Origin of the sequence: Labrys monachus (genome assembly GCF_030814655.1) — a bacterium.
GTDB classification, from domain to species: domain Bacteria; phylum Pseudomonadota; class Alphaproteobacteria; order Rhizobiales; family Labraceae; genus Labrys; species Labrys monacha.
This window is the reverse complement of sequence record NZ_JAUSVK010000001.1, coordinates 4,422,036-4,446,080: the sequence shown is the minus strand read 5'-3', so window position 1 is coordinate 4,446,080 and position 24,045 is coordinate 4,422,036. Positions and strand designations below refer to the sequence as shown.

22 protein-coding genes and 1 riboswitch are annotated in these 24,045 nt (G+C 65.2%); of the genes, 16 read left to right on the top strand and 6 right to left on the bottom strand.

Annotated features, from left to right (window positions below; all coding sequences use genetic code 11):
* The first annotated feature begins 7 nt into the window (after positions 1-7).
* The 11 genes from J3R73_RS20300 (at position 8) to J3R73_RS20250 (ending at position 11,194) form a co-directional block, all read left to right on the top strand.
* Complete coding sequence (locus tag J3R73_RS20300) at positions 8-580, top strand: hypothetical protein (protein ID WP_307430997.1); 573 nt, start codon at positions 8-10, stop codon at positions 578-580.
* A gap of 262 nt (positions 581-842) precedes the next feature.
* Positions 843-1,763: a polyphosphate kinase 2 gene (gene ppk2, locus J3R73_RS20295; protein ID WP_307430995.1), complete on the top strand. Its 921-nt coding sequence runs from the start codon at positions 843-845 to the stop codon at positions 1,761-1,763.
* A gap of 123 nt (positions 1,764-1,886) precedes the next feature.
* Positions 1,887-3,083: a glycine C-acetyltransferase gene (locus J3R73_RS20290; RefSeq protein ID WP_307430991.1), complete on the top strand. Its 1,197-nt coding sequence runs from the start codon at positions 1,887-1,889 to the stop codon at positions 3,081-3,083.
* Between the two features lie 110 nt (positions 3,084-3,193).
* Complete coding sequence (locus J3R73_RS20285; protein WP_307430989.1) at positions 3,194-3,445, top strand: type II toxin-antitoxin system prevent-host-death family antitoxin; 252 nt, start codon at positions 3,194-3,196, stop codon at positions 3,443-3,445.
* Entirely contained in the window at positions 3,445-3,870 is a 426-nt protein-coding gene (locus J3R73_RS20280) for a type II toxin-antitoxin system VapC family toxin (protein WP_307430986.1), read from the top strand. The genes J3R73_RS20285 and J3R73_RS20280 overlap by 1 nt, the downstream gene beginning before the upstream one ends.
* Positions 3,867-4,895: an L-threonine 3-dehydrogenase gene (tdh, locus tag J3R73_RS20275; RefSeq protein ID WP_307430984.1), complete on the top strand. Its 1,029-nt coding sequence runs from the start codon at positions 3,867-3,869 to the stop codon at positions 4,893-4,895. Before J3R73_RS20280 ends, tdh begins: the two co-directional genes overlap by 4 nt.
* A 193-nt stretch (positions 4,896-5,088) precedes the next feature.
* On the top strand, positions 5,089-6,153 hold the full coding sequence (gene chvE, locus J3R73_RS20270; protein ID WP_307430981.1) for a multiple monosaccharide ABC transporter substrate-binding protein: 1,065 nt from the start codon (positions 5,089-5,091) through the stop codon (positions 6,151-6,153).
* A 78-nt stretch (positions 6,154-6,231) separates the two neighbouring features.
* Positions 6,232-7,761: a multiple monosaccharide ABC transporter ATP-binding protein gene (mmsA, locus tag J3R73_RS20265; RefSeq protein ID WP_307430978.1), complete on the top strand. Its 1,530-nt coding sequence runs from the start codon at positions 6,232-6,234 to the stop codon at positions 7,759-7,761.
* Positions 7,762-7,763: 2 nt separating this feature from the next.
* The gene (gene mmsB / locus J3R73_RS20260; RefSeq protein ID WP_370879965.1) at positions 7,764-8,966 is read left to right on the top strand and encodes a multiple monosaccharide ABC transporter permease; all 1,203 of its coding nucleotides are present in this window, start codon (positions 7,764-7,766) and stop codon (positions 8,964-8,966) included.
* Between the two features lie 89 nt (positions 8,967-9,055).
* A complete protein-coding gene (locus J3R73_RS20255; protein ID WP_307430975.1) occupies positions 9,056-9,403 on the top strand; it encodes a diacylglycerol kinase in 348 nt (115 codons plus the stop codon).
* A gap of 54 nt (positions 9,404-9,457) precedes the next feature.
* Positions 9,458-11,194, top strand: a complete 1,737-nt coding sequence (locus tag J3R73_RS20250) for an NAD+ synthase (RefSeq protein ID WP_307430972.1) — start codon at positions 9,458-9,460, stop codon at positions 11,192-11,194.
* A gap of 296 nt (positions 11,195-11,490) precedes the next feature.
* Here the strand turns inward: J3R73_RS20250 and J3R73_RS20245 are convergent, their stop codons facing one another.
* The 4 genes from J3R73_RS20245 to J3R73_RS20230 all read right to left on the bottom strand — a co-directional run bounded on the left by J3R73_RS20245 (position 11,491) and on the right by J3R73_RS20230 (position 16,965).
* Positions 11,491-13,338 carry a voltage-gated chloride channel family protein gene (locus J3R73_RS20245; protein ID WP_307430969.1) on the bottom strand — a complete coding sequence of 616 codons (1,848 nt, stop codon included), beginning with the start codon at positions 13,336-13,338 and terminating at the stop codon, positions 11,491-11,493.
* Between the two features lie 85 nt (positions 13,339-13,423).
* Positions 13,424-13,500, bottom strand: a riboswitch (Fluoride riboswitch).
* A 130-nt stretch (positions 13,501-13,630) separates the two neighbouring features.
* On the bottom strand, positions 13,631-15,589 hold the full coding sequence (locus tag J3R73_RS20240; protein WP_307430965.1) for an oxidoreductase: 1,959 nt from the start codon (positions 15,587-15,589) through the stop codon (positions 13,631-13,633).
* 162 nt (positions 15,590-15,751) lie between these two features.
* Complete coding sequence (locus tag J3R73_RS20235; RefSeq protein ID WP_307430962.1) at positions 15,752-16,600, bottom strand: MipA/OmpV family protein; 849 nt, start codon at positions 16,598-16,600, stop codon at positions 15,752-15,754.
* A 98-nt stretch (positions 16,601-16,698) separates the two neighbouring features.
* Positions 16,699-16,965 (bottom strand): hypothetical protein, encoded by a 267-nt coding sequence (locus J3R73_RS20230; protein WP_307430959.1) that lies wholly within the window; start codon positions 16,963-16,965, stop codon positions 16,699-16,701.
* 38 nt (positions 16,966-17,003) lie between these two features.
* Here J3R73_RS20230 and gltX point away from each other — a divergent pair, with 38 nt between their 5' ends.
* Both gltX and J3R73_RS20220 read left to right on the top strand, forming a co-directional pair.
* On the top strand, positions 17,004-18,332 hold the full coding sequence (gene gltX, locus J3R73_RS20225; protein WP_307430956.1) for a glutamate--tRNA ligase: 1,329 nt from the start codon (positions 17,004-17,006) through the stop codon (positions 18,330-18,332).
* Between the two features lie 111 nt (positions 18,333-18,443).
* Positions 18,444-18,929: a CreA family protein gene (locus J3R73_RS20220; RefSeq protein ID WP_307437549.1), complete on the top strand. Its 486-nt coding sequence runs from the start codon at positions 18,444-18,446 to the stop codon at positions 18,927-18,929.
* 24 nt (positions 18,930-18,953) lie between these two features.
* Here J3R73_RS20220 and J3R73_RS20215 read toward each other — a convergent pair whose 3' ends face one another.
* Entirely contained in the window at positions 18,954-19,250 is a 297-nt protein-coding gene (locus J3R73_RS20215; protein ID WP_307430954.1) for a hypothetical protein, read from the bottom strand.
* 312 nt (positions 19,251-19,562) lie between these two features.
* Here J3R73_RS20215 and cysS point away from each other — a divergent pair, with 312 nt between their 5' ends.
* Genes cysS through cimA form a run of 3 tightly spaced genes read left to right on the top strand, consistent with a single transcriptional unit; the run spans position 19,563 to position 23,160 of the window.
* Positions 19,563-21,005, top strand: a complete 1,443-nt coding sequence (gene cysS, locus J3R73_RS20210; protein WP_307430950.1) for a cysteine--tRNA ligase — start codon at positions 19,563-19,565, stop codon at positions 21,003-21,005.
* A complete protein-coding gene (locus J3R73_RS20205) occupies positions 21,002-21,526 on the top strand; it encodes a GNAT family N-acetyltransferase (RefSeq protein ID WP_307430947.1) in 525 nt (174 codons plus the stop codon). The genes cysS and J3R73_RS20205 overlap by 4 nt, the downstream gene beginning before the upstream one ends.
* Complete coding sequence (cimA, locus tag J3R73_RS20200) at positions 21,523-23,160, top strand: citramalate synthase (RefSeq protein ID WP_307430944.1); 1,638 nt, start codon at positions 21,523-21,525, stop codon at positions 23,158-23,160. The genes J3R73_RS20205 and cimA overlap by 4 nt, the downstream gene beginning before the upstream one ends.
* Here cimA and J3R73_RS20195 read toward each other — a convergent pair.
* The gene (locus J3R73_RS20195) at positions 23,135-23,737 is read right to left on the bottom strand and encodes an LOG family protein (protein WP_307430941.1); all 603 of its coding nucleotides are present in this window, start codon (positions 23,735-23,737) and stop codon (positions 23,135-23,137) included. The two genes, cimA and J3R73_RS20195, sit on opposite strands and share 26 nt — an antisense overlap.
* Between the last annotated feature and the right edge of the window lie 308 nt (positions 23,738-24,045).

Genomic DNA, 24,045 nt, shown 5'->3' with positions numbered 1-24,045 from the left:
GGGCTGGATGTCAGGACATGTAGAGCTCGTGCTGGCGGCGATGCTCGCCGGCCTGTCGGTCCAGGCCCTGGCGGAAGAAGCGTGCCCGCCGGACCGCATCATCTATCGCGGAGAGAAGCATCACTTCGTCTTCAAGGCGGATCGATACGGGACGATCGACGAATTTTCCTGCATGTCGCCCACAGCTCACTTTTTCTCGAAAACGGACAAGAGCGTGATCAACGAGGAAGATCTGGACAAGTCCACGATATGCAAACCAGTCGGGATGACCGCTACCAGGGGAACGCTCAACGGCAAGAGAGTGTATGTCGTCTACCGCATCATCGATGGTTCTCCATGCTGCGGTTGGAGCAGCTATGGCGCCATCGACGGCGCCAAGTCGACGCACGCGATTCACTGGCAGATGCCCGGGCGCGCAAAGTGGGGAGAACTCGATGGAGGACAGGACGGCTTCGACACCCTGCAAGACGGCTTCTTCTGGGATTCACACGGGCCACTGGGAGGAGACACATACACGCCATGGAAGTGCGCGCCCGCGAAAGTGGCGCCGGTCATGGCAAAGAGGAGGCGGCCGTCCTAGCCGAGCGCCTTTTTCTGAAGGACCTCCTGTCGTGCTGACTTGTATGAAAGAGGCGAGACGTTCGTGCCTTCTTACGATGGCGGCAGCCTGGATCTCGATATCCTCCGCCGTCGCCGATGGTGCGACCGTCGCCAAGCGGCGGTAACGGACGCATCGATCGGATGGCCACCGTCACATAACTGAAATAACCCTGCAATAGGGCCATCATGGCCGTGTGGGCGAATAGCGGCCTACGCCCAGGAGCCTTCCGCAGGAGCATGCCATGACGACGCCCGACGACACGACCTCCGCCCTCGACCGCATTCACCGGGAAATCGCCGACGGCTATGACGAGGAGCTGGAACTGGAGCTGGAGGAGGCGCGCCTCGACCACATGCTCTCGGAAATCCCGGGCTACACGGAAACGGACACCCTCGACCGCAAGATCTATTTCCGCGAGCTCTTCCGCCTCCAGCACGAGCTCGTCCGCCTGCAGGACTGGATCCAGCACCAGAAGCTGCGCGTCGTCGTGCTGTTCGAAGGCCGCGATTCAGCCGGCAAAGGCGGCGTGATCAAGCGCATCACCCAGCGGCTCAATCCGCGCGTATGCCGTGTCGCCGCCCTGCCGGCGCCGAACGAGCGGGAGCGCACGCAATGGTATTTCCAGCGCTACGTCTCCCATCTTCCCGCCGGCGGCGAAATGGTGCTGTTCGATCGCAGCTGGTACAACCGGGCCGGCGTCGAGCACGTCATGGGCTTCTGCACCGACGACGAATATGAGGAATTCTTCCGCTCCGTGCCGGAATTCGAGCGCATGCTGGTGCGCTCGGGCATCATCCTCCTCAAATACTGGTTCTCGATCACCGACGAGGAGCAGGCCTTCCGCTTCAACATGCGCATCAGCGACCCGCTCAAGCAGTGGAAGCTGAGCCCGATGGATGTCGAGTCCCGCCGCCGCTGGGAGGACTATACCCGCGCCAAGGAAGTGATGCTGGAACGCACGCACATCCCCGAGGCGCCGTGGTGGGTCGTCGAGGCCGTCGACAAGAAGCGGGCACGGCTCAACTGCATCGCGCATCTCCTGTCGCAGGTCGCCTATGGCGAGGTCGAGCATCCGCCGGTCGTCCTGCCGCCGCGCGAGCGCCGGGAGGACTATGTGCGCCATCCCGTGCCATCCGACATGCATGTGCCGAAACTGTTCTGATCGGCGTCGGCCCAAGCATTCCGTCTTCCCGCGCCCATGCCGTTTTGGCATGGGCGCATCATTTGATGCGGCGTCGGTTTTGCCTTACGCCTGTGGCCTGCAGCTTCGCGAGGAGACGGGCCGATGTCGTTGCTCGATCATGTCAAATCCACCCTGGCCGATATCGAGGCCGAAGGGCTGACCAAGCGGGAGCGCGAGATCGCCGGTCCGCAGCGCGCCCGCATCGAGGTTGCCGCGAACGGCATCCGGCGGCCGATGCTGAACCTGTGCGCCAACAATTATCTCGGCCTCGCCGACAATCCCGAAATCGTCGCCGCCGCGCGGCAGGCGATGGACGACCACGGTTTCGGCATGGCTTCGGTCCGCTTCATCTGCGGCACCCAGACGCTGCATCGCGACCTCGAGCGGGCGATCGCGCGCTATCTGCGCAAGGACGACGCCATCCTGTTCGCCGCCTGCTTCGATGCCAATGGCGGGGTGTTCGAGCCCCTGCTGGGCGCGGACGATGCGATCATCTCCGATTCGCTCAACCACGCCTCGATCATCGACGGGGTTCGCCTGTGCAAGGCCAGGCGCTACCGCTTCGCCAATGGCGACATGGACGACCTCGAGACCCAGCTGAAGGCGGCGCGGGCCGACAAGGCCCGCCACATCGTCATCGCGACCGACGGCGTCTTCTCGATGGACGGCTATCTCGCCGATCTCCGGACCATCACTGACCTCGCCCAGCGCTACGATGCGAGCGTGATGGTCGACGATTGCCACGCCACCGGCTTCATCGGCCCGAATGGCAGGGGCACGCCGGCACGAGCCGGCGTCGAGGACGGTATCGATATCCTCACCGGCACGCTCGGCAAGGCGCTGGGCGGCGCCATGGGCGGCTATGTCGCCGCCAGCCAGCCGATCGTCGATCTCCTGCGCCAGCGGGCGCGGCCCTATCTGTTCTCCAATTCGCTGGCTCCGCCCGTCGCGGCCGGCTCGATGAAGGCGATCGAACTGGCCGAGAAGGGCGACGACCTGCGCGACAGGCTCTTCGCCAATGCCAGGCGTTTCCGGGCCGGGCTGGAGAAGGCCGGCTTCGAACTCCTCGCCGGCGAAACGCCGATCATCCCGGTGATGCTGCACGATGCCAGCCATGCCCAGAACATGGCGCGGGCGCTCGACGAGCGCGGCGTCTATGTCGCCGGCTTCTTCTTCCCGGTGGTGCCGAGGGGCAGGGCGCGCATCCGCACCCAGATGTCGGCCGGCCTGACGGATGCCGACATCGATTTCGCCATCGACGCCTTCGCCGATGCCGGCAAGGCGTTGGGCGTGATCTGACGCCGTAGTCACGCCAGCGGGGCGTTGGTGTCCCGCGATTTCTCCAGCCGTTCGGCATTGCTTGCCGGGTGTAGTCTTGTAACTACATAGTTGGCGAATGGGAGACGAGCATGAAGCAGATGACCAGCCGCGAATTCAATCATGATATCGGCAAGGCCAAACGGGCTGCCGATGATGGGCCCGTGCTCGTCACCGATCGAGGGCGGCCTGCCTATGTGCTGATGAAATATGAGCACTATCGTCAGTCGAAGCCGGGCGGCATGACGATGTTCGATTTGCTTCGGGATGACGAGGCCGGTGATTTTGAGTTCGACCCGCCACGCGTTCACGACGTCGGACCGAGGCCCGCTGAGTTCGATTGATGTATCTCATCGATACCGATGTCCTATCGGCCTTGCGACGGCAGGACAAAGCCGATCCCCGATTTGCCGACTGGGTTATGGCGACACAGCCGCAGGATATGTACCTGTCGACATTGAGCGTCTATGAAGTGAAGGTCGGTGCATTGAGGATCGCGCGGCGGGATCCGGTTCAGGGACAGGATCTGCACCGCTGGATCCATCACTTCGTCCTCAGGGCATTCACGGGTCGAATTCTCCCTATCGATGCAGGCGTCGCCTTGCGATGCGCCGCGCTGCACGTGCCCGATCCGAGGCCGGTCATCGATTCGCTGATCGCAGCCACGGCGCTGGAACATGGCTTGACGGTGGCTACCCGCAATATTGCCGATTTCCTGCCCCTGGGCGTCCCCGTCCTCAACCCTTGGCAAGCGGAAGGCCGCCCATGAAAGCCCTCGTCAAATCCAGAGCCGAACCCGGCCTCTGGCTCTCGGAGAACGAACCGACTCCCGTGCCGGGGCAGGACGACGTCCTGGTCAAGGTGCGCAAGACCGGCATCTGCGGCACCGACATCCACATCTACAAATGGGATGCCTGGGCGCAGAAGACCATTCCCGTGCCGATGGTCGTCGGCCATGAATATGCGGGCGAGATCGTCGAGGTCGGCTCCCATGTGCGCAATCTGAAGGTCGGCCAGCGGGTTTCCGGGGAAGGCCACGTCATCGGCATGAAGAGCCGGGCGACGAGGGCCGGCAAGTTCCATCTCGATCCCGAGACCCGCGGCATCGGCGTCAACATGCCCGGCGCCTTCGCCGACTATGTCAGGGTGCCCGCCTTCAACATCGTGCCGCTGCCGGAGGAGATCGACGACGAGCTCGGCGCCATCCTCGATCCCCTCGGCAACGCCGTGCATACCGCGCTGTCCTTCGACCTCGTCGGCGAGGACGTGCTGATCACCGGGGCCGGGCCGATCGGCATCATGGCGGCAGCGGTCGCCCGCCACGCGGGAGCCCGCCACGTCGTCATCACCGACGTCAATCCGGTGCGTCTCGATCTCGCGGCAAGGGTCGCCGACGTCACGCCGGTCGACGTCGCCAAGGAGGACCTGCGCGACGTGATGGCGCGCCTGCGCATGAAGGAAGGCTTCGATGTCGGGCTCGAAATGAGCGGGGCGCCCGCCGCCTTCCAGCAGATGCTCGACGTCATGCTGATGGGCGGCAAGATCGCCATGCTCGGCATTCCCGCTGCGCCCTTTGCCGTCGACTGGAACCGCGTCGTGTTCAAGATGCTGACGATCAAGGGCATTTACGGGCGCGAAATGTTCGAGACCTGGCACAAGATGCTCGCCATGCTGCAGAGCGGCCTCGACATCCGGCCGGTGATCACCCATCGCCTGCCGGTCGCGGACTACCTCCAGGGCTTCGAGATCATGGCGAGAGGCGAGTGCGGCAAGATCGTGCTCGACTGGTCCTGACGGCCCCGCCGACCCGGTTTCGAGGCCCCGGGGGAATGGTATTACAAATGGCTCGATCCATTTGTAATACCATTTGACAGCCTTTTTAAAGGCCCTAAGAGTGGCATATTGTTACGGCCATGGGTGGAACCGCTCCGCCATGCGGAACGGGGACGGAAACGGCGCGACAAGACGTCAATTCAGGGAGAAAGACGTGAGAATTATCAAATCATTGCTGATCGCTGCGGCCCTCGGTGCGGTTGCCCTTGCTTCGCCCGCTTCGGCCCAGGACAAGGGTCCCGTGGGCATCGCCATGCCGACCAAGACCTCCGAGCGCTGGATCGCCGACGGCGACAACATGGTCAAGCAGCTGCAGGCCAAGGGCTACGCCACCGACCTGCAATATGCCGATGACGATATCCCGAACCAGCTCGCCCAGATCGAGAACATGATCACCAAGGGTGACAAGGTTCTCGTCATCGCCGCCATCGACGGCACGACGCTGGCCGATGCGCTCCGGGAAGCGGCTTCGAAGGGCATCAAGATCATTGCGTATGACCGCCTGATCCGCAATTCCGAGAATGTCGACTATTACGCCACCTTCGACAATTTCAAGGTCGGCGTCCTCCAGGCCCAGTCCCTCGAGACGGCGCTCGGCCTGAAGGATGGCAAGGGCCCGTTCAACGTCGAGCTGTTCGGCGGTTCCCCCGACGACAACAACGCCTTCTTCTTCTACAACGGCGCCATGTCGGTGCTTCAGCCCTATATCGACAGCGGCAAGCTCGTCGTGCAGTCCAAGCAGTTCGGCATGGAGAAGGTCGGCACGCTGCGTTGGGACGGCTCGGTCGCCCAGGCCCGCATGGACAACCTGCTGAGCGCCTTCTACACCGACAAGAAGGTCGACGCCGTGCTCTCGCCCTATGACGGCCTGTCGCGCGGCATCATCGCGTCCCTCCAGGCTGCCGGCTACGGCTCGGGCGACAAGCCGATGCCGTTCATCTCCGGCCAGGACGCGGAAGTGGCTTCGGTGAAGCTGATCCGTGACGGCGTCCAGTACTCGACCATCTACAAGGACACCCGCGACCTCGCCAAGGTGACCGTGTCCATGGTCGATGCGGTTCTCTCCGGCTCCAAGCCCGAGATCAACGACACCAAGACCTATGACAACGGCAAGAAGATCGTGCCTTCCTATCTGCTCAACCCGGTCCTCGTGACCAAGGACAATTGGAAGCACGTCCTGGTCGACGGCGGCTACTACACCGAAGACCAGTTGAAATAAGTGCTCGCGACTGCATCCCACTAACGTATCGGGCGGCCGGCACGACAGTGCGGCCGCCCTTTTGACAGGTTACCCGATATGGCGGCCATTCTCGAAATGAGGGGCATCACCAAGACCTTTCCGGGGGTCAAGGCGCTCAACAACGTCAATCTGACGGTCAACGAAGGCGAAATCCACGGCGTCGTCGGCGAGAATGGCGCCGGCAAGTCCACGCTGATGAAGGTGCTGAGCGGCGTCTATCCGCATGGCACCTATGAGGGCGATATTCATTTCCGCGGCCAGGAATGCCGCTTCAAGGACATTCGCGACTCTGAAGAACTGGGCATCATCATCATTCACCAGGAACTGGCCCTGGTGCCGTTGCTTTCGATCGCCGAGAACATCTTCCTCGGCAATGAGCGTGCGACGGGGGGCATCATCGATTGGCCGCTGACCTTCGCCAGGACTCGCCAGGTCCTGGAGAAGGTCGGCCTTCGCGAGTCGCCCGATACGCTGATCGCCAATATCGGCGTCGGCAAGCAGCAGCTCGTCGAGATCGCCAAGGCGCTTTCCAAGGACGTCAAGCTGCTCATTCTCGACGAGCCGACGGCGAGCCTCAACGAAAGCGACAGTGACGCCCTGCTCGATCTCCTGCTGGAGTTCAAGCGGCAGGGCATTTCCTCCATCCTGATCTCCCACAAGCTCAACGAGATTTCGAAGGTTTGCGACGAGATCACCATCATCCGCGACGGCGCTTCCATCGAAACGCTGGATTGCCGCACCCAGGCGATCAGCGAGGACCGCATCATCAAGGGCATGGTCGGACGCGAGATGGCGGATCGCTATCCGGACCGCGAACCGAAGATCGGCGAGCCCGTGCTGGAGGTGCGCGACTGGACCGTGCACCATCACGAACATTTCGATCGGCAGGTGGTGAAGGGCGTGAACCTCACGGTCCGCAAGGGCGAGGTCGTCGGCATTTCCGGCCTGATGGGCGCCGGGCGGACCGAACTGGCGATGAGCATCTTCGGCCGTTCCTACGGCCAGCGCATCAGCGGGCAGGCCTTCCTGCACGGCAAGGAAGCCGATCTGTCGAGCATCCCCAAGGCGCTCGCCCACGGCATCGCCTATGTCACCGAGGATCGTAAGCAGCTTGGCTTGATTCTCGAGGAAGACATCATCAAGAACATCACCCTCAGCAATCTCGGCGGGGTGTCCAAGAACGCCGTCATCGACGACATCAAGGAGCTGAGAGTCGCAAACGACTATCGGCGCAGGCTGAACATCCGCTCGCCCAACGTCTTCCAGAAGACGGTGAACCTCTCGGGCGGCAACCAGCAGAAGGTTGTCATCAGCAAGTGGCTGTTCTCCAATCCCGAGCTGCTGATTCTGGACGAACCGACCCGCGGAATCGACGTCGGCGCCAAATATGAAATCTACACGATCATCAACAAGATGGTGGAAGACGGCAAGGCGGTGCTGATGATCTCCTCCGAAATGTCCGAGCTGCTCGGTATGTGCGACCGCATCTATGTGATGAATGCCGGCCGTTTCGTCGGCGAATTCTCGCAAGCCGAAGCAACTCAGGAAAAGATCATGCGTGCCATCATGCGAGCAGAGGGGCTCTGACCATGACAATGAAACTCACCGAAGCCCAGACTGCTTCACCCAATAAATCGATCGTCGACTATATCAGCAGCAATATTCGCGACTATGGCCTGCTGATCTCCCTCCTCGTCATCGTCGTCTTTTTTCAGTACATGACCGAAGGCAAGATGTTGGCGCCTTCCAACATCAACAACATTCCCAATCAGAACGGCTACGTGATCATCATGGCGCTCGGCATGATGCTGGTCATCGTGTCCGGTCACATCGACCTGTCCGTCGGATCGGTCTGCGCCTTCACCGGTGCGGTCGCGGCGGTGCTGATGGTGAACTACCACTGGCACTGGGCGCCGGCGGCGCTCGCGACCCTGGCGGTCGGCGCGGTCATCGGCGGGATGCAGGGCTATTTCATCGCCTATCTGCGAATACCGTCCTTCATCGTGACGCTGGGCGGCATGCTGGTCTTTCGAGGGCTGACCTATCGTCTGCTCGGCAACACCAATGTCGGGCCGCTGCCGCAGACGTTCAATCAGCTCAGCGCCGGCTGGATCGCCGATCCCTTTGCCGTTCCCGGCTTCTACACCACGACCTTCGCTCTCGGCGTCATCGGAGCACTGATTTTCCTGCTGGTGAGCATCAAGGGCCGGTTCACACGGGTCAAGCACGGGGTCGAGGAAGAGCCGATCACCATCTTCGTCGGCCGCAGCCTCCTGATGGCGGTCGCGACCCTCTATGTCACCTATCTGCTCGCCGAATATCGCGGCTTGCCGACCGTGCTGATCATCCTCCTCGTCCTCACGCTGCTTTATGTCTTCGTGACCTCCCGCACGGTCATCGGACGGCGCATCTATGCGCTCGGCGGCAATGAGAAGGCCGCCAAGCTCTCCGGCATCGACACCAACCGCCTGATCCAGCTCACCTTCGTCAACATGGGGGTCCTGGCGGCGCTGGCCGGCCTCGTCGTCACCTCGCGCTTCGGCGGCATGGCGACGCCCAAGGCGGGCGACGGCTACGAGCTCGACGTCATCGCCGCCTGCTTCATCGGCGGCGCCTCTGCGTCGGGCGGCGTCGGCAAGATAACCGGTGCGGTGATCGGCGCCCTCCTGATGGGCGTGATGAATGTCGGCATGTCCATTCTGGGCCTCGGCATCGACGACCAGAAATGGATCAAGGGTCTCGTCCTGCTCTTCGCCGTGTGCCTGGACGTCTACTACAAGAGGAAGCGCTGACCGCGGTCTTGGCCGCCCCTGCGCGATTGCTCCTTGGCGAGCGCGCAGGGGATCGTTAAACGCGTTCCCATGGTGAGGGAGCGCGGGCATTGGACCGAATCGTCAAGGCGTTCTTCAATTCGGCCGCCGGACTGGCCCATGCCTGCCGCCGTGAACTCGCGGTGCAGCAGGAAGTGGTCGTGCTTCTCGTCGCCCTGCCGGTCTGCCTGTTCGTCACGGAGAACTGGTGGAAGCGTCTCGCCTTGATCGGCGTCCTTCTCATCGTCCTGATGGCGGAGCTGCTCAACACCGCGATCGAGGCGTTGGCGGACCATGTCACGCCCGAGCATCATCCCCATATCCGCATCGTCAAGGATCTCGGCTCGGCAGCTGTCTTCATGGCGCTGACGCTGGCCGGCCTGACATGGATTCTCGCCCTCGCCGAAAGGCTGGTGTAGGAATCCTGGCAAGCCGCCGCCTCGGCGTCCTCCCTCTCTTGCATGCAGCCGCCCATGAGCACCGATACCCTGCGCATCGCCGTCGCCCAGCTGAAGCCGACCGTGGGCGATCTCGCCGGCAACACGGCCAAGGTCCGCGAAGCCCGCGCCGCGGCCCGGGCGCAGGGCGCCGATCTCGTGCTCTTCCCCGAACTGTTCCTCTCCGGCTACCTGCCGGAGGATCTCGTGCTCAGGCCCGCCTATCAGGACGCCTGCCGCGCGGCGCTGGAGGGCCTCGCCCGCGAGACGGCGGACGGCGGCCCGGCTGTGCTCGTCGGCCTGCCGTGGAACGAAGGCGGCAAGCTCCACAACGCCGTCGCCCTGGTGGACGGGGGCGCGATCGTGGCGGTCCGCTTCAAATATGACCTGCCGAACTATGGCGTCTTCGACGACAAGCGCGTGTTCGAACCCGGATTGCTGCCGGGGCCGATCTCGTTTCGCGGCGTCAGGCTCGGCGTACCCATCTGCGAGGACATCTGGGGCCACGACGTCGTCGAATGCCTGGCGGAGACCGGCGCCGAGATCCTGCTGGTGCCGAACGGTTCGCCCTATCATCGCGACAAGGCCGACGTCCGCCTCAACATCGCCGTGGCGCGGGTCGCCGAATCCGGCCTGCCGATGCTCTATGCCAACGAGGTCGGCGGACAGGACGAAGTGGTCTTCGACGGGGCTTCCTTCGCGCTGAATGCCGATCATAGGCTCGCCGTTCAGCTGCCGGCCTTCCGTGAGGCGGTGGTCACCACGACGTGGCGGCGCGGCGCGTCGGGGTGGGCCTGCGACAGGGGCGTCGTCGAGGCGGTCGAGGAGGGCGACGAGGCGGACTACCAGGCCTGTGTGCTCGGCCTGCGCGACTATGTCGGCAAGAATGGCTTTCCGGGTGTGGTGCTCGGCCTGTCCGGCGGCATCGATTCGGCCCTCGCAGCGGCGATGGCGGCCGACGCGCTCGGGCCGGCCCGGGTGCATTGCGTCATGCTGCCCTTCCGCTACACCTCGGCGGCATCGATGGCCGATGCCGAGGCATGCGCCGGTGCTCTCGGGGCGCGTTACGACGTCCTCCCGATCGATGCGCCGGTCGCGGGGCTCGAGGCCGTGCTGGCACCTCTTTTCGAGGGCCGGCCGCGGGGCGTCGCCGAGGAGAACATGCAGAGCCGCATCCGCGGCACCATCCTGATGTCGATCTCCAACAAGCTCGGCGCGATGGTGGTGGCGACCGGCAACAAGTCGGAAATGTCGGTCGGCTATTGCACGCTCTACGGCGACATGAACGGCGGCTACAATCCGCTCAAGGATCTCTACAAGACGCAGGTCTATCGCCTTGCGGCCTTGCGCAACCGCTGGAAGCCGGTCGACGCTCTCGGTCGGGCCGGAACCGTCATTCCCGAGGCCATCCTGGCCAAGGCGCCGACGGCGGAACTGCGCGAGAACCAGACGGACCAAGACAGCCTGCCGCCCTACGACATCCTGGACGACATCCTAAGCTGCCTGGTCGAGCGCGAGATGCGCATCGGCGAGATCCTCGCGCGAGGCCATGGCGAGGAGACCGTGCGCAAGGTCGAGCGGCTGCTCTACCTCGCCGAATACAAGCGGCGGCAGGCCCCGCCCGGCGTGAAGGTGACGGTGAAAAATTTCGGCCGCGACCGCCGCTATCCGATCACCAACCGCTTTCGCGACAACGGCATCGACGCCTTCGTGCCGGATGCGGGCCTCTATCGCATCGCGAGGCCGTCAAGCATCGATGCCATCGATTTCTAGAGCGTTCCATCTTCAGATCGAATCGCCAAGAATCACAAAATCCTTTTGATACCAATGCGCTAAATTGGTGATCCACTCCTGCTTGAACGCATTTTGCTCTGGAGCAAATGGCGGTGCCGTCGCACCGCGATTTGCTCCAATTCATTGTGCCCGCCGATCTCGGGACGTCCACTGGGAGTGAGCGGGACGTTGTGCAGGATCGGGCGCTTGCCGATCACTCGTCTTGGAAACGCCGCGCTTGCGGCAGGGAGGGGGGCGATGGGCGATCGACCCGCCGACCTTTCCTCATTCCCTCGCTACCCCGCCTTGGCCACGAGGTCGTCCTCGGATCCTCCCGGGGCCGATATGTCCACCGCGACATCGTGCATCGCCCCGACAGCCCAGCGCTCGAGCTGTTTGTAGATCACCACCTTCTTGTGCAGGAGGGCGCCATGCTCCCTGCAGAAGGTTTCGAGCAGCTTGCGGGGCGCGATGAGCTCGATGCACATCGTCAGCTCGGGGTTGCCGAGTTCGTGGTCGTGTTCCTGCAGGCTGCCATGATTGCTGTAGCCGAAATGCGTGTGGTGGGCGACGGCGTTCATGATGCCGGCTTTCCGCGCGGCCAGAACGAGGCCGCGATAGAGGGGCTGCGCGCCCCAGAAGGCGCGGGCCCGCTTGGCCGGCATTCTGTCGCGCGGCCTCAGATAGATCCGGACCATGCCGATTTCGCTCGGCGTGACGATGTGGGGGAAGGGCATGGCGAGGTCCTTTCTCGGCGGGGTGTTCGATCCGCCGGCTGCAGCTTCGCTGCGAGCCGTGGGGCGGTTATGGAAGGAGATGAGCTGGGGGCGGCCGATCTGGCGGATGTCGCGCAAGGAAACATCCGGCGGCACGAAAGCGTGGTCGGTCTTCGGGACACCGACGCGCTGCGACAGGTAGATGCCCGAGTGACCGCTGAAGAGATAGGCGAGGAAGCACGCGGTGGCGATGTAGACGGTGTCCGCCGCGCCGAACAGCTCGATGCCCATGATGGTGCAGGCGAGCGGCGTGTTGGATGCCCCGGCGAAGACCGCGACGAAGCCGAGGCCGGCGAGCAGGTCGACGGGAGCGCCGGTGAGATGGGCGAGCGCATTGCCGAGTGCCGCACCGATGAAGAAGAGCGGCGTGACTTCTCCCCCCTTGAATCCCGTGCTCAGGGTCACGACGGTGAACAGGAGCTTCCACAGCCAGCTCCAATAATCCGTCCGGGCTGCATCGAAGAAGCCGAGGATCGTGGCGTCGGCCGGATGGGGAGACCAGACGCCAAGCCCGAGATACTCCCTCGTGCCGAGGGCATAGACGAGGGCGATGACGATCACGCCGCCCAGCACCGGTCGAAGCGGGGCAAAGGCGACGAGCTTCTTCACCACGGCCTGGGCACTGTGCGAGAGTTCGGCGAAGATCTGCCCGACGAGGCCGAAAGCCGCGCCCGCCAGCGCCACCTTCGCCAGGAGCAGGACGTCCAGGCGGAAGCCGACATCCGCGGCACCGAACCCGATCGCATAGCGCACATGCTGGATGCCCCATAGCTGGCAGACCCAGTCCCCCGCGACGGCGGCGAGCAGGCAGGGCAGCAGCGCTTCATATTCGATACGGCCGACGGTCAGCACTTCGAGTGCGAAGACGGTGCCCGCGATGGGGGTGCCGAACACTGCGCCGAAGCCGGCGGCGATGCCGGCCATCAGCAGGAGGCGGACCTCGCTGGCCTCCAGCCGCAGGAGCCGGCCCAACGTGCTCGCCAGGCTGCCGCCGAGCTGGACGGCCGTTCCTTCGCGGCCGGCCGACCCGCCGAACAGATGGGTGACGACCGTCGAGATCAGGATCAGCGGCGCCATGCGCAGCGGCACGCCCGCTCCCGGCTCGTGAATCTGGTCGACGATGAGATTGTTGCCGCCCTCGGCGGACCGTCCGATCCAGTGATAGACCCCGCCGACCGCCAGCCCGGCGACGGGCAGGCCGAAGAGGAGCAGGGGATGCTCGAACCGGGCCTGCGTCGCTCTGTCCAGCGCCCAAAGGAAAAGGGCGCAGAACGAACCGACGACGGCCGCCATCGGTACGACGATGGCAAACCATCTGAACAGGGCCAAGGCCTGGAGAAGTCGATTGTAGAGCAAGCTCGGCGACATGACAGCTCCGCGCAGGGGGAGCCGTCGGCTGGCGTCGCCTTCCCGGAGAGGTCGGCAGGCCATGACTCCTCACCTGTTGAAAAACAGTTGAGTAGGAGTCATCAGCCTTTCAGGAGGCGGTTCGATCCGGAGGATCAGGCAGATTCCATTGCCTGGAAGATTGGTAGCGACTGGCCGCGATTTTCGTCAGCTCCGGAAACGCAGAATAGGTATGCGCCAAACGCATGCCAATATCGCGAGTCGCCCGGCGAGGGGGCCGGGTTGCAGCCGGCAGGCCCCCATAGGGGCTGGATTACACCGCCCAGCCGGCGCGCATACCTTCGAGCACGGCTTCCTCGGCCGTGCGCGGCGTCAGGCAGTCCCCGATCATGTGGACCTCGCCCTGGAAATCATCGAGCTCGGCTTCGAGCGTGTTCACGGCCTCATGGCCGAGCGAGGTCACGAGCGTGTCGATGCCCTCGACGATGATCGGTTCCTTGCCGGTGACATGGGCGAGATAGACGGTCTGGCCGTCGACGCCGTAGAGATCGGCATAGGGAATGACCTCGACCCCGAGGTCGTGCAGCACGCCGGCCCATTGGTCGCGGACATAGGCCTGGATACGCTGGCCGGGCATGTAGCCGTTGACGGCGAGGCGGACCTTGCAGCCGGCCCGCGCCAGCTTTTCCGCCACCCCCATGCCGATCCAGTCGCAGCGCCAGTCCGCCACCAGCGCCGAACTGCCGATATTGACCTCGTCGCGCAGCACCTGCCATGCGGTGACGACATGGGCGGTCTCCTCGCCGGGAAGCGCCGGGCGTCGGGGCGTGGCGCCGGTGGCCACGATCACCGCATCGGGGTTCTCCCTCGCGACGAGCCCGCGGTCCACTTTCATGCGCTTGACGATGGCGACGCCGGCCGCCTCGGCTTCGCGCGAGAGATTGCCGACGATACCGCCGAATTCGAGGCGGCGCGGCAGCAGCTGCGCCAGGAGAGCCTGGCCGCCGAGGCGCTCGGACGCTTCGAACAGCATGACGTCGTGGCCTCTCTGCGCCGCCACCGCGGCGGCCTTGAGGCCGGCGGGGCCGCCGCCGGCGACCAGCACGCGCTTGCGCGCCGCGGCGGGCGTGATGCGGCCGTAGCGAAGCTCGCGGCCGGTCTCCGGATGCTGGATGCAGGAGATCGGCACCCCGAGCTGGAAATGGCCGATACAGGCCTGGTTGCAGGCGATGCAGGCGCGGATATCGTCGAAACGGCCGTCCTGCGCCTTCGCCGGCATGTCGGGATCGCAGATGAGGGCGCGGGTCATGCCGACCATGTCGGCGTCGCCCGCCGCGATCAGCCGTTCGGCGTCCTGGGGCTGGTTGACCCGCCCGGTGTAGAACACCGGGACCTTGACCCGCCGCTTGACGGCGGCGGCAGCCGGCGCGCCATAGGCGCTGGCAAAGGCCATGGCCGGCGCGATGTGGACGGCGCCCCCGAAGCTGGCCGAGGAGCCGATGGTGAGGTTGAAATAGTCGAAGACGTCGTCGAGCGCCGTCAGCGCCTCGAGGACTTCCGCCGCCGTGAGGCCGTGGAGGTCGCTGTCCTCGGCGCTGAAGCGCAGTCCGAGGATGAAGTCGGGGCCGGTCTGCTTTCGCACGGCCGCGGCGACCTCGCGCAGGAAGCGCAGGCGGTTGTCGAGCGTGCCGCCATAGTCGTCCTCGCGCAGGTTGACGCGCGGATTGACGAATTGCGCCGGCAGGTAGCCATGGCTGCCGACGATCTCGACGCCGTCGAGCCCGGCCGCCTCCAGGCGCCGCGCCGCCGCGCCATAGCCTTCGACGATCTCGCCGATCAGGCGTCGGGACATCGGGCGGGGCATGACGTGGAAGCGCTGGTTCGGCACCGCGGAAGGCGCGTAGGCGACCGGCGCGGTTCCCTCGGCCGTCTCCATGATCTCGCGGCCGGGATGGAACAACTGCCCGAACACGGTCGCGCCATGGGCGTGGCAGGTCTCCGCGAGCCTGCGGTAGCCGGGGATGCAGTCGTCGCTCGTCGCCATCAGCAGATGCGAGGTGTAACGGGCGGTTTCGTGCACGCCGGCGACCTGGACGACGATGAGGCCGACGCCGCCTTCGGCCCGGGCCTGCTGGTAGGCGATCAGCGCGTCATTGGGCACGAAAGCGGTGGGCAGCGTGGTATCGTGCCCGGTCGACATGATCCGGTTCTTGATCGTGGTGCGCCGGATCGTGAACGGCGAATAGAGATGGGGCAAAGCAGGGGCGTTCACGGCGTCACACACTCTCCGACCGGACCGGGGAGGAGAACCATGTCACACGCCATGCGGCAAGGCCATCGCTTCCCGCTTCCTTGTGCCTGGCTTCCGCGCAACCGCGGCTTCCGGCACGAGACCGCGCCGGCGGCTTCGTGCGGGGCGTGCCGCGCCGGGCGGCTACAGGGTGAAGTCGAAGCGGTAGGTCGCCGACAGGCCGAACATCAGCTGGTTGACCGAACCGCGCTGCCTGACGAGGCTCGAATCGGCGGCAGGGCCGGTGAGGCGGTTATATTCGGCGAAGGCGCTGGTGGTGATCTTGTCCGTCGTCTTCCAGGTCAGGGCGCCGCCGAAGCCGACCGACTTGATGCCGCCGCCGGGTGAATAGACGTCGAGGCCCGACAGTGCCGATTCGGCCGGCGTCACCCCGTAATAGGCCCGATAATAGCTGCTGCTCGCCACCGACATGCGCGGGCCGCCGGAAATGCGCCAGTCCGGCAGGAAATCGTAGAAGGCGTCGGCGGCGAGGTCGCCCACCACGCCGTGATGAGACTTGAAGCCCTGGCGCACTTCGGCGCGCAGGCGCAGCCAGTCGGTCGGATAATAGTCGGCGAACAGACCCGCTTCGAGCCCCCACGGCACCGCCCGCAGGCCCCTGAGATCGTTCGAGGCCGACGAATCGCGCGTGAAAAGGATCTTGCCGACGGGGCCGATACGGAAGGTTCCGACGTCGTAGAGCGAGAGCCCCGGATTGTCGTTGCGGGATGTGAAGGCCGGGCCTGCTCCGCTACGCGCCAGCGACACCATAGGGGCGGCGCTCAGGGCCATGTTGCTGGCCCCCTCATAGCTCGGCCCGACCGTGCCGGAGGCGCCCAGGGTGAGCGACCAGTTGCCGGCGATATAATCGGCCCAGAAACCGCTGCCGGTAGGGGGCGCCTGCGCCGGGGCCGATTGTGCCAGTGCCGGCGCCGCCAGCATGCAGAGAAGACCGCCCGCCGCAAACGCGGACATCCGTGGATAACGCAACATCACTTCTATCCCAGCTCCACCCGCCGCATCCTTCGCTTCAGGTTCCCGCACACACTGAGGGCCGCGGGCAAACAAAGAATGAATTCTTCGACGGTGCTTCAAATCATTTTCCCTAGCGTCATGCGACGCGAAGATCGATACGAGGCGGCACGGACCGTATTTGCGATAAAGGCCGAAGCCGATTTCTGAATCAAGAGAATAATCCCGGCGTTCACATCGAACCAAGTGCCTGCCTGTGCGGCGGCGCCTGCCTGTGGAAGCGCCGTCGGGGCGCGATGCCACGGAAACTTCACGATTCCGTCTGCGATCGCCGCCGCCCGGCCGCTTTCTTTCTTATGCAGCCGCATTCTGCGATATAGGGCCATGCTCCCCTTCGGGATCCCTTCGCAGTCGAAAGCCTTCCATGCCGCCCGTCGTCCGCTTCGCTCCGTCCCCCACCGGCTATATCCATATCGGAAACATCCGCACCGCCCTGCTCAACTGGTGCGTGGCCAAGCGCGACGGGGGCCGTTTCATCCTGCGCTATGACGACACCGACCGGGAACGCTCGCGGGAGGAATACGCTACGGCGATCGCCATCGACCTCGCCTGGCTCGGCATGACGCCGGACCTGGCGGTGAGGCAGTCGCAGCGGATGGCGCTCTACGATGCCGCCGCCGCGAAGCTGCGCGCCGCCGGGTTGCTCTATCCCTGCTACGAAAGCGAGGACGAACTCGAGCGCCGGCGCCGGCGCCAGATGGCCCGCGGCCTGCCACCCGTCTACGACCGGGCGGCGCTCCGGCTCACGGCGGAGCAGAAGGCGGCGTTCGAGGCCGAAGGGCGCCGTCGGCATTGGCGCTTCCTCCTCGACCACCGCAACGTGTCCTGGGAAGACGGCGTGCGCGGCCACGCCCATGTCGACACCGCCTCGCTGTCGGATCCGGTGCTGATCCGCGCCGACGGCGGCTATCTCTATACCTTGCCCTCGGTCGTCGACGACATCGACCTCGGCGTCACCCACATCATCCGCGGCGAGGACCACGTCACCAACACGGCGGTGCAGATCGAGATCTTCGAGGCGCTGGGCGGGGCCGTGCCGGCCTTCGCACACCACAATCTTCTCACCACGGCGAGCGGCGAGGGGCTGTCGAAGCGGAGCGGCGCCCTGTCGATCGGCTCGCTGCGCGAGGCCGGCTTCGAGCCCATGGCGGTTGCGAGCCTCGCCGTGCTCACCGGTACCGCCGAGGCGGTCCGCCCGGTCGCCTCGCTGGCGGCGCTCGCCGGGCTGGTCGACCTGTCGCGCATCTCGCGGGCGCCGGCCCGCTTCGATCCCGCCGAGATCGAGACGCTCAACGCCCGCCTGCTCCACGAAACCCCCTATGCCGAGGTGGCGGCCCGCCTCGAGGCGCTCGGTGTCGGCGGCGGCGAGGCATTCTGGCTTGCGGTGCGCAGCAATGTCGTGCGGCTGGCGGACGCCAAGACGTGGTGGGACGTCGTGACCGGGCCGGTGCAGGCGGATGCCGGCGACGGCGATTTCCTGGCGCGGGCCGCCGCCCTGCTGCCGCCCGAGCCCTGGACCGAGGGGACCTGGAGCACCTGGACCGACGCGGTGAAGGCCGAAACCGGCGCCAAGGGCAAGGCCTTGTTCATGCCGCTTCGCCGCGCCTTGACTGGCCTCGACCACGGGCCCGAGCTCAAGACCCTGCTGCCGCTGATCGGACGGGCGCGGGCATTGGCGCGCCTGGGGGCGTAAGCGCGCTGCGCAGGTGCGGCGGGGGTGGCGTTCGCCCGCGGTCCTTCCCATATGCAGGATGACGAGGAGGTCCCGATGCTGCGTAGAATTCTGTCTTGCCTTGCCGCGGTCATGGTCCTGGGAATGTCCGCCGCACCACTGCCGGCGGCGGCGGAAGAGCCCGACCTGATCTTCAAGAAATCCACCGTGTGGAAATTTCTGACGCCCGACGACAAGCTCGCGACCTACGGCATCGATGATCCCGACGTCGAGGGCGTCGCCTGCCATTTCACCGTACCGGAGAAGGGCGGCCTCAAGGGCATGTTCGGCGTTGCCGAGCAGACCTCCGACATCTCGCTCGCCTGCCGCCAGATCGGGCCGATCAAGTTCAAGACGAAATTCGAGCAGGGGGCGCTGGTCTACCGGCAGTCCCGCTCGCTCTTGTTCAAGAAGATGCAGGTCGTCCGCGGCTGCGACGCCAAGCGCAACGTGCTGGTCTATGTGGTCTATTCGGACAAGCTGATCGACGGCTCGCCGAAGAATTCGACCTCGACCGTTCCGGTGATGCCGTGGGGCGGCGAGCCCGTGCCGAAATGCGGGGACTTCGTCACCGATTGAGACGGCCCGCGCGCTTGCCTCCGCCTACTTCTCGCAGGTGATCACGATCGCATGCGGCTGGGCGGCCGCGATTTCGGTGGGCTGGCGGATGCTGCCGGTGATGTCGGCGGCCGTCTGCTGGCGATAGTTGATCGCGCGGCTGTAGCCGTTGGCGACGCACCATTCGGTAGCGATCGGCTGGCCGCAGGCATTGCCGCTTTCGAGGCAGGCATCCACGCCATAGCCGTCATCATTGGGCACGACGAAGGAGGCGATGTTCTGGGCGCAAGCGGGAGTGGCCGCGGCCAGGGCGGCGAGCAGGACGATATAACGAGGGATCATCGAAAAAACACGCTTCTGAACGGGGACCGCCCCGTTCGATATCGGAGCGTCACTACCATCGCAGTGCGATTTTAAACATCCGTAAATCCCCGGCCGGAAACTTTGCCCCATCTCTGTTGCCTCCCTGCATCACCATCGCCAGCCACCGCATCTGTGGCTTGACATAACGCAAGGCATGGCACATTGGTCCCGCATGAAAGAGACGGCAATCCTGCAGCGGATTATCTGCAGCTAGCGACATCGCGGGCTGGCGCCGTCATTCGCCCAAAACCTTGAGCGCAGGACGCCCCGGCCAGCCGAGGTGGGGAACCCATGGCCTTAAGGCTCTATGATACGCGCACGCGCGCCAAGGTCGACTTCCAGCCGGCCGATCCTGATCGTGTCCGGCTCTATGTCTGCGGGCCGACGGTCTACGACTTCGCCCATATCGGCAATGCCAGGCCGATCATCGTCTTCGACGTGCTGTTCCGCCTCCTGCGCCGCCTCTATGGCGCGGAGCACGTCACCTATGCGCGCAACATCACGGATGTCGACGACAAGATCAACGATCGCGCCGCCGAGCGCGGCATCACCATCCGTGATCTGACGGACGGCACCCTCGCGCAGTTCCATGAGGATATCCGCGCCCTCGGGGTGCTGATGCCGGCCGATGTCAACACGCCGGGCGAGCCGCCCCAGATGGTCGAGCCGCGCGCCACCGACCATATCGAGGAGATGAAGGCGATCATCGAGCGCCTGGTGGCGCGCGGCGTCGCCTATGTCGCCGAGGAGCATGTGCTGTTCTCCGTCGAGGCGATGGGGCGTATCGCCACCGCCCCGCGCTATGGTTCGCTCGCCCGGCGCTCGCTCGACGAGATGCTGGCCGGCGCCCGCGTCGACGTCGCCCCCTACAAGCGCGATGCGATGGACTTCGTGCTGTGGAAGCCCTCGAGCGGCCATCAGCCCGGCTGGCCGAGCCCGTGCGGCATCGCCACCCGCGGCCGCCCGGGCTGGCACATCGAATGCTCGGCCATGTCGATGGCCAAGCTCCTGACGCCCTTCGGCGGGGGGCTCGCCTGCGAAGATCCGGCCAGGAACGTCTTCGACATCCATGGCGGCGGCATCGACCTGGTCTTCCCCCATCACGAGAACGAGATCGCCCAGACCTGCTGCGCGCTCGGCACGCCGCTGATGGCGACCGTGTGGATGCATAACGGCTTCCTGCAGGTCGAAGGCGAGAAGATGTCGAAGAGCCTCGGCAATTTCATCACCATCCGGGAATTGCTGGCGAGCGACCGTTTCGGCGGGCGGGCATGGCCCGGCGACGTGCTGCGCCTGGCCATGCTGCGGACGCATTACCGCCAGCCGATCGACTGGACGGTGCAGGCGCTCCACGAGGCGCACCAGACGCTGCTGCGCTGGTACGAGGAGACGCCTGCGGGCGGTGCCGTCGACGACGGCGTGATCGAGGCCCTCTCGGACGACCTCAACATGCCTGCCGTGCTGGCGAGGCTGCATCAGATCGGCGACCCGGCGGCCCGCGCGGCATCGCTCGCCTTTCTCGGCTTCACCAACGAGGTGGCGGCCCTGCGCGGCGACAGCGTGGTGAGCGACATGCTGCGGGCCGATGTCGAGGCGCTGCTCCTCGCCAGGAAGACGGCGAGGGCGGCCAAGAACTGGGCCGAGTCGGATCGCATCCGTGACGAACTGGCGCGGCTGAACATCGCGGTCAAGGACAACAAGGACGGTACCACCACGTGGGAGGTCAAGCCATGACGGCCCCAACCGGATTCACCGGCACGCCCAAGGCTGGCCTGCGGCCGTTCCTGCCGGCCGACACCCCGATCCTGGCCGAGATCTTCCGTGCCGGCGTCCTCGAACTCACGGGCGAGGACTATTCCGAACTCCAGCAGGAAGCCTGGGCCGGCAGCGCTGACGACGAGGAAGCCTTCGGCCGCAAGCTGGCGGCGTGCCTGACGCTGGTCGCCACCGTGGACGGCGCTCCGGTCGGCTTCATCGCGCTCGAGGGCAAGGAGACGGTCGCGCTGCTCTACGTCCATCCGGCGGTCGCGGGGCAGGGCGTCGCCACCCTGCTCTACAATGCGATCGAGCAGCTCGCCAAGGCGCGCGGCGCCACCCGCCTGATGGTCGATGCGAGCGACAGCGCCCGCGATTTCTTCGAGAGGCGCGGCTTCGAGGCGCAGCGGCGCAACACGGTGGTGCTCGGCGACGAGTGGATCGGCAATACGACGATGAAGAAGGATCTCGCCGGGGCCCCGCAGGGCATGCGGTCATGACCCGCAGCCGGCTCTACCTCTTCGACACGACCCTGCGCGACGGCGCCCAGACCACCGGCGTCGATTTCTCGCTGCCCGACAAGCGGGCGATCGCCCATCTGCTCGACGATCTCGGCATCGACTATATCGAGGGCGGCTATCCCGGCGCCAATCCTCTCGATACCGAATTCTTCAGCGCGGACAACGGGCTCAGGGCCCGCTTCACCGCCTTCGGCATGACGAAGCGGGCCGGGCGCTCGGCCGCCAACGATCCCGGGGTCGCGGGCCTTCTCGACGCCAGGGCCGATGCGGTGTGCTTCGTCGCCAAGAGCTGGGACCACCAGGTGCGGCTGGCGCTCGGCATCGGCCTCGACGACAATCTCGAATCGATCCGCGACAGCGTCGCGGCGGCCGCCGCCCGCGGCCGCGAGGTGCTGCTCGACTGCGAGCATTTCTTCGACGGCTACAAGGCCAATCCCGCCTATGCGCTCGCCTGCGCCCGCGCGGCCTTCGAGGCCGGCGCGCGCTGGGTCGTCCTGTGCGACACCAATGGCGGCACGCTGCCGCACGAGGTGGAGCGCATCGTCGGCGAGGTGGCGCAGGCCATTCCCGGTGACAATCTCGGCATCCACGCCCATAACGATACCGAGCAGGCGGTCGCCAATTCGCTCGCGGCGCTGCGCGCGGGCGTGCGCCAGATCCAGGGCACGCTCAACGGGCTCGGTGAACGCTGTGGCAATGCCAATCTCACCTCGCTGATTCCGACGCTGCTGCTCAAGCCGGCCTATGCCGACCGCTTCGAGATCGGCGTGACGACGGAGAAGCTGCAGACCCTGACCCGCGTCTCGCGCCAGCTCGACGAGCTGCTGAACCGCACGCCCGATCACCACGCGCCCTATGTCGGCTCGTCCGCCTTCGCGACCAAGGCGGGCATCCACGCCTCCGCCGTGGTCAAGGATCCCGCGACCTATGAGCATGTGCCGCCGGAGAGCGTCGGCAACCGCCGCAAGCTGCTGGTGTCGGACCAGGCGGGCCGATCCAACATCCTCGCCGAACTCGAACGCCTCGGCGTCGGCGTCGACAGGGATGATCCGAGGCTCGGCCGGCTTCTCGGCGCGCTCAAGGACAAGGAGGCGCAGGGCTATGCCTATGAAGGCGCCGATGCCTCCTTCTTCCTGCTGGCCAAGCGCATTCTCGGCACCGTGCCGGAGTTCTTCTTCGTCGAGCGCTTCAGCGTGAATGTCGAAAGGCGCTGGAACGCGCGCGGCGAACTCGCCAGCTATTCGGAGGCGATCGTCAAGGTCAAGGTCGGCGAGGAAGACCTGATCTCGGCGGCGGAAGGCAACGGCCCCGTCAACGCCCTCGACACGGCGCTGCGCAAGGATCTCGGCAAGTACCAGTCCTATATCGAGGATCTCAAGCTCGTGGACTACAAGGTCCGCATCTTCCAGGGCGGCACCGACGCGGTGACGCGCGTCCTCATCGAATTCCAGGATGCCGCGGGAGAGCGCTGGACCACCGTCGGCGTCTCCGCCAACATCATCGACGCCTCGTTCCAGGCCCTGACGGATTCGATCACCTACAAGCTGCTGAAGGCCGGCGCGGACAGCATGTCCGTGCTTCCGGGACCTACAGCGCGGTCGGCGCGACTCTGAGTTCCATCTGCGCCTTGGTGACCTTCTCGACCGCCGCCGCGATCATCGGCACGATCTCGTCGGGATCGTTGGCGATCAGCACGTCGACCGCCATCTCGGCGCGAATGAAGCCTTCGCGCCGCATATGATCGAGGATGTCGAGGAAACGGCTCCAGAATCCGTCGATATTGGCAAGGACGATCGGCTTCCTGTGCTGGCCGAGCTGCGCCCAGGTCAATTGCTCGACGAGTTCCTCGAGCGTGCCGACCCCGCCGGGCAGGGCGACGAAAGCATCGGCGCGCTCGAACATCAGGCGCTTGCGCTCGTGCATGTCCTTGGTGACGATCAGCTCCTCGACAGCCGTCAGCATGCGCTCGCGCCGCTGCAGGAAGGTCGGGATGATGCCGGTGACATGGCCGCCATTGTCGATGACCGAACGGGCGACGGTGCCCATCAGGCCGACATCGCCCCCGCCATACACCAGCCGGATCCCGGCCGAGGCCATGGCGGCCCCGAGCCGCTGAGCACCCTCGACATAGGAGGGGCGAACCCCATTGCTGGAACCGCAATAGACGCAAATCGATCGAAGTTTTGTCATGTCACCGGTTCTGCATCGCAGCATGCGGATGGTCAAGACGCTTGAACGGTGTCACCATCGTCGCATTCCCCACCTGTCTCTCCGAGATGACGCGGCCTTGCCCACGCCTTGGAAGTCTGCTCACAAAAAGGCCATGATTTGCCCGCGCCGCGGGCATCGATGGGTTTTGGCGCCGTTTCAACCTCTGCGTGCGGCGAATTGCGGCATTATTGAATGCGCTTTTATCGACAGGGAGCGATCTTTTGTCGATAAAGGACAAACTGTGAATTGTTGATCTCGCGGTGCGAAACGCATGGCCGAACGCGGCA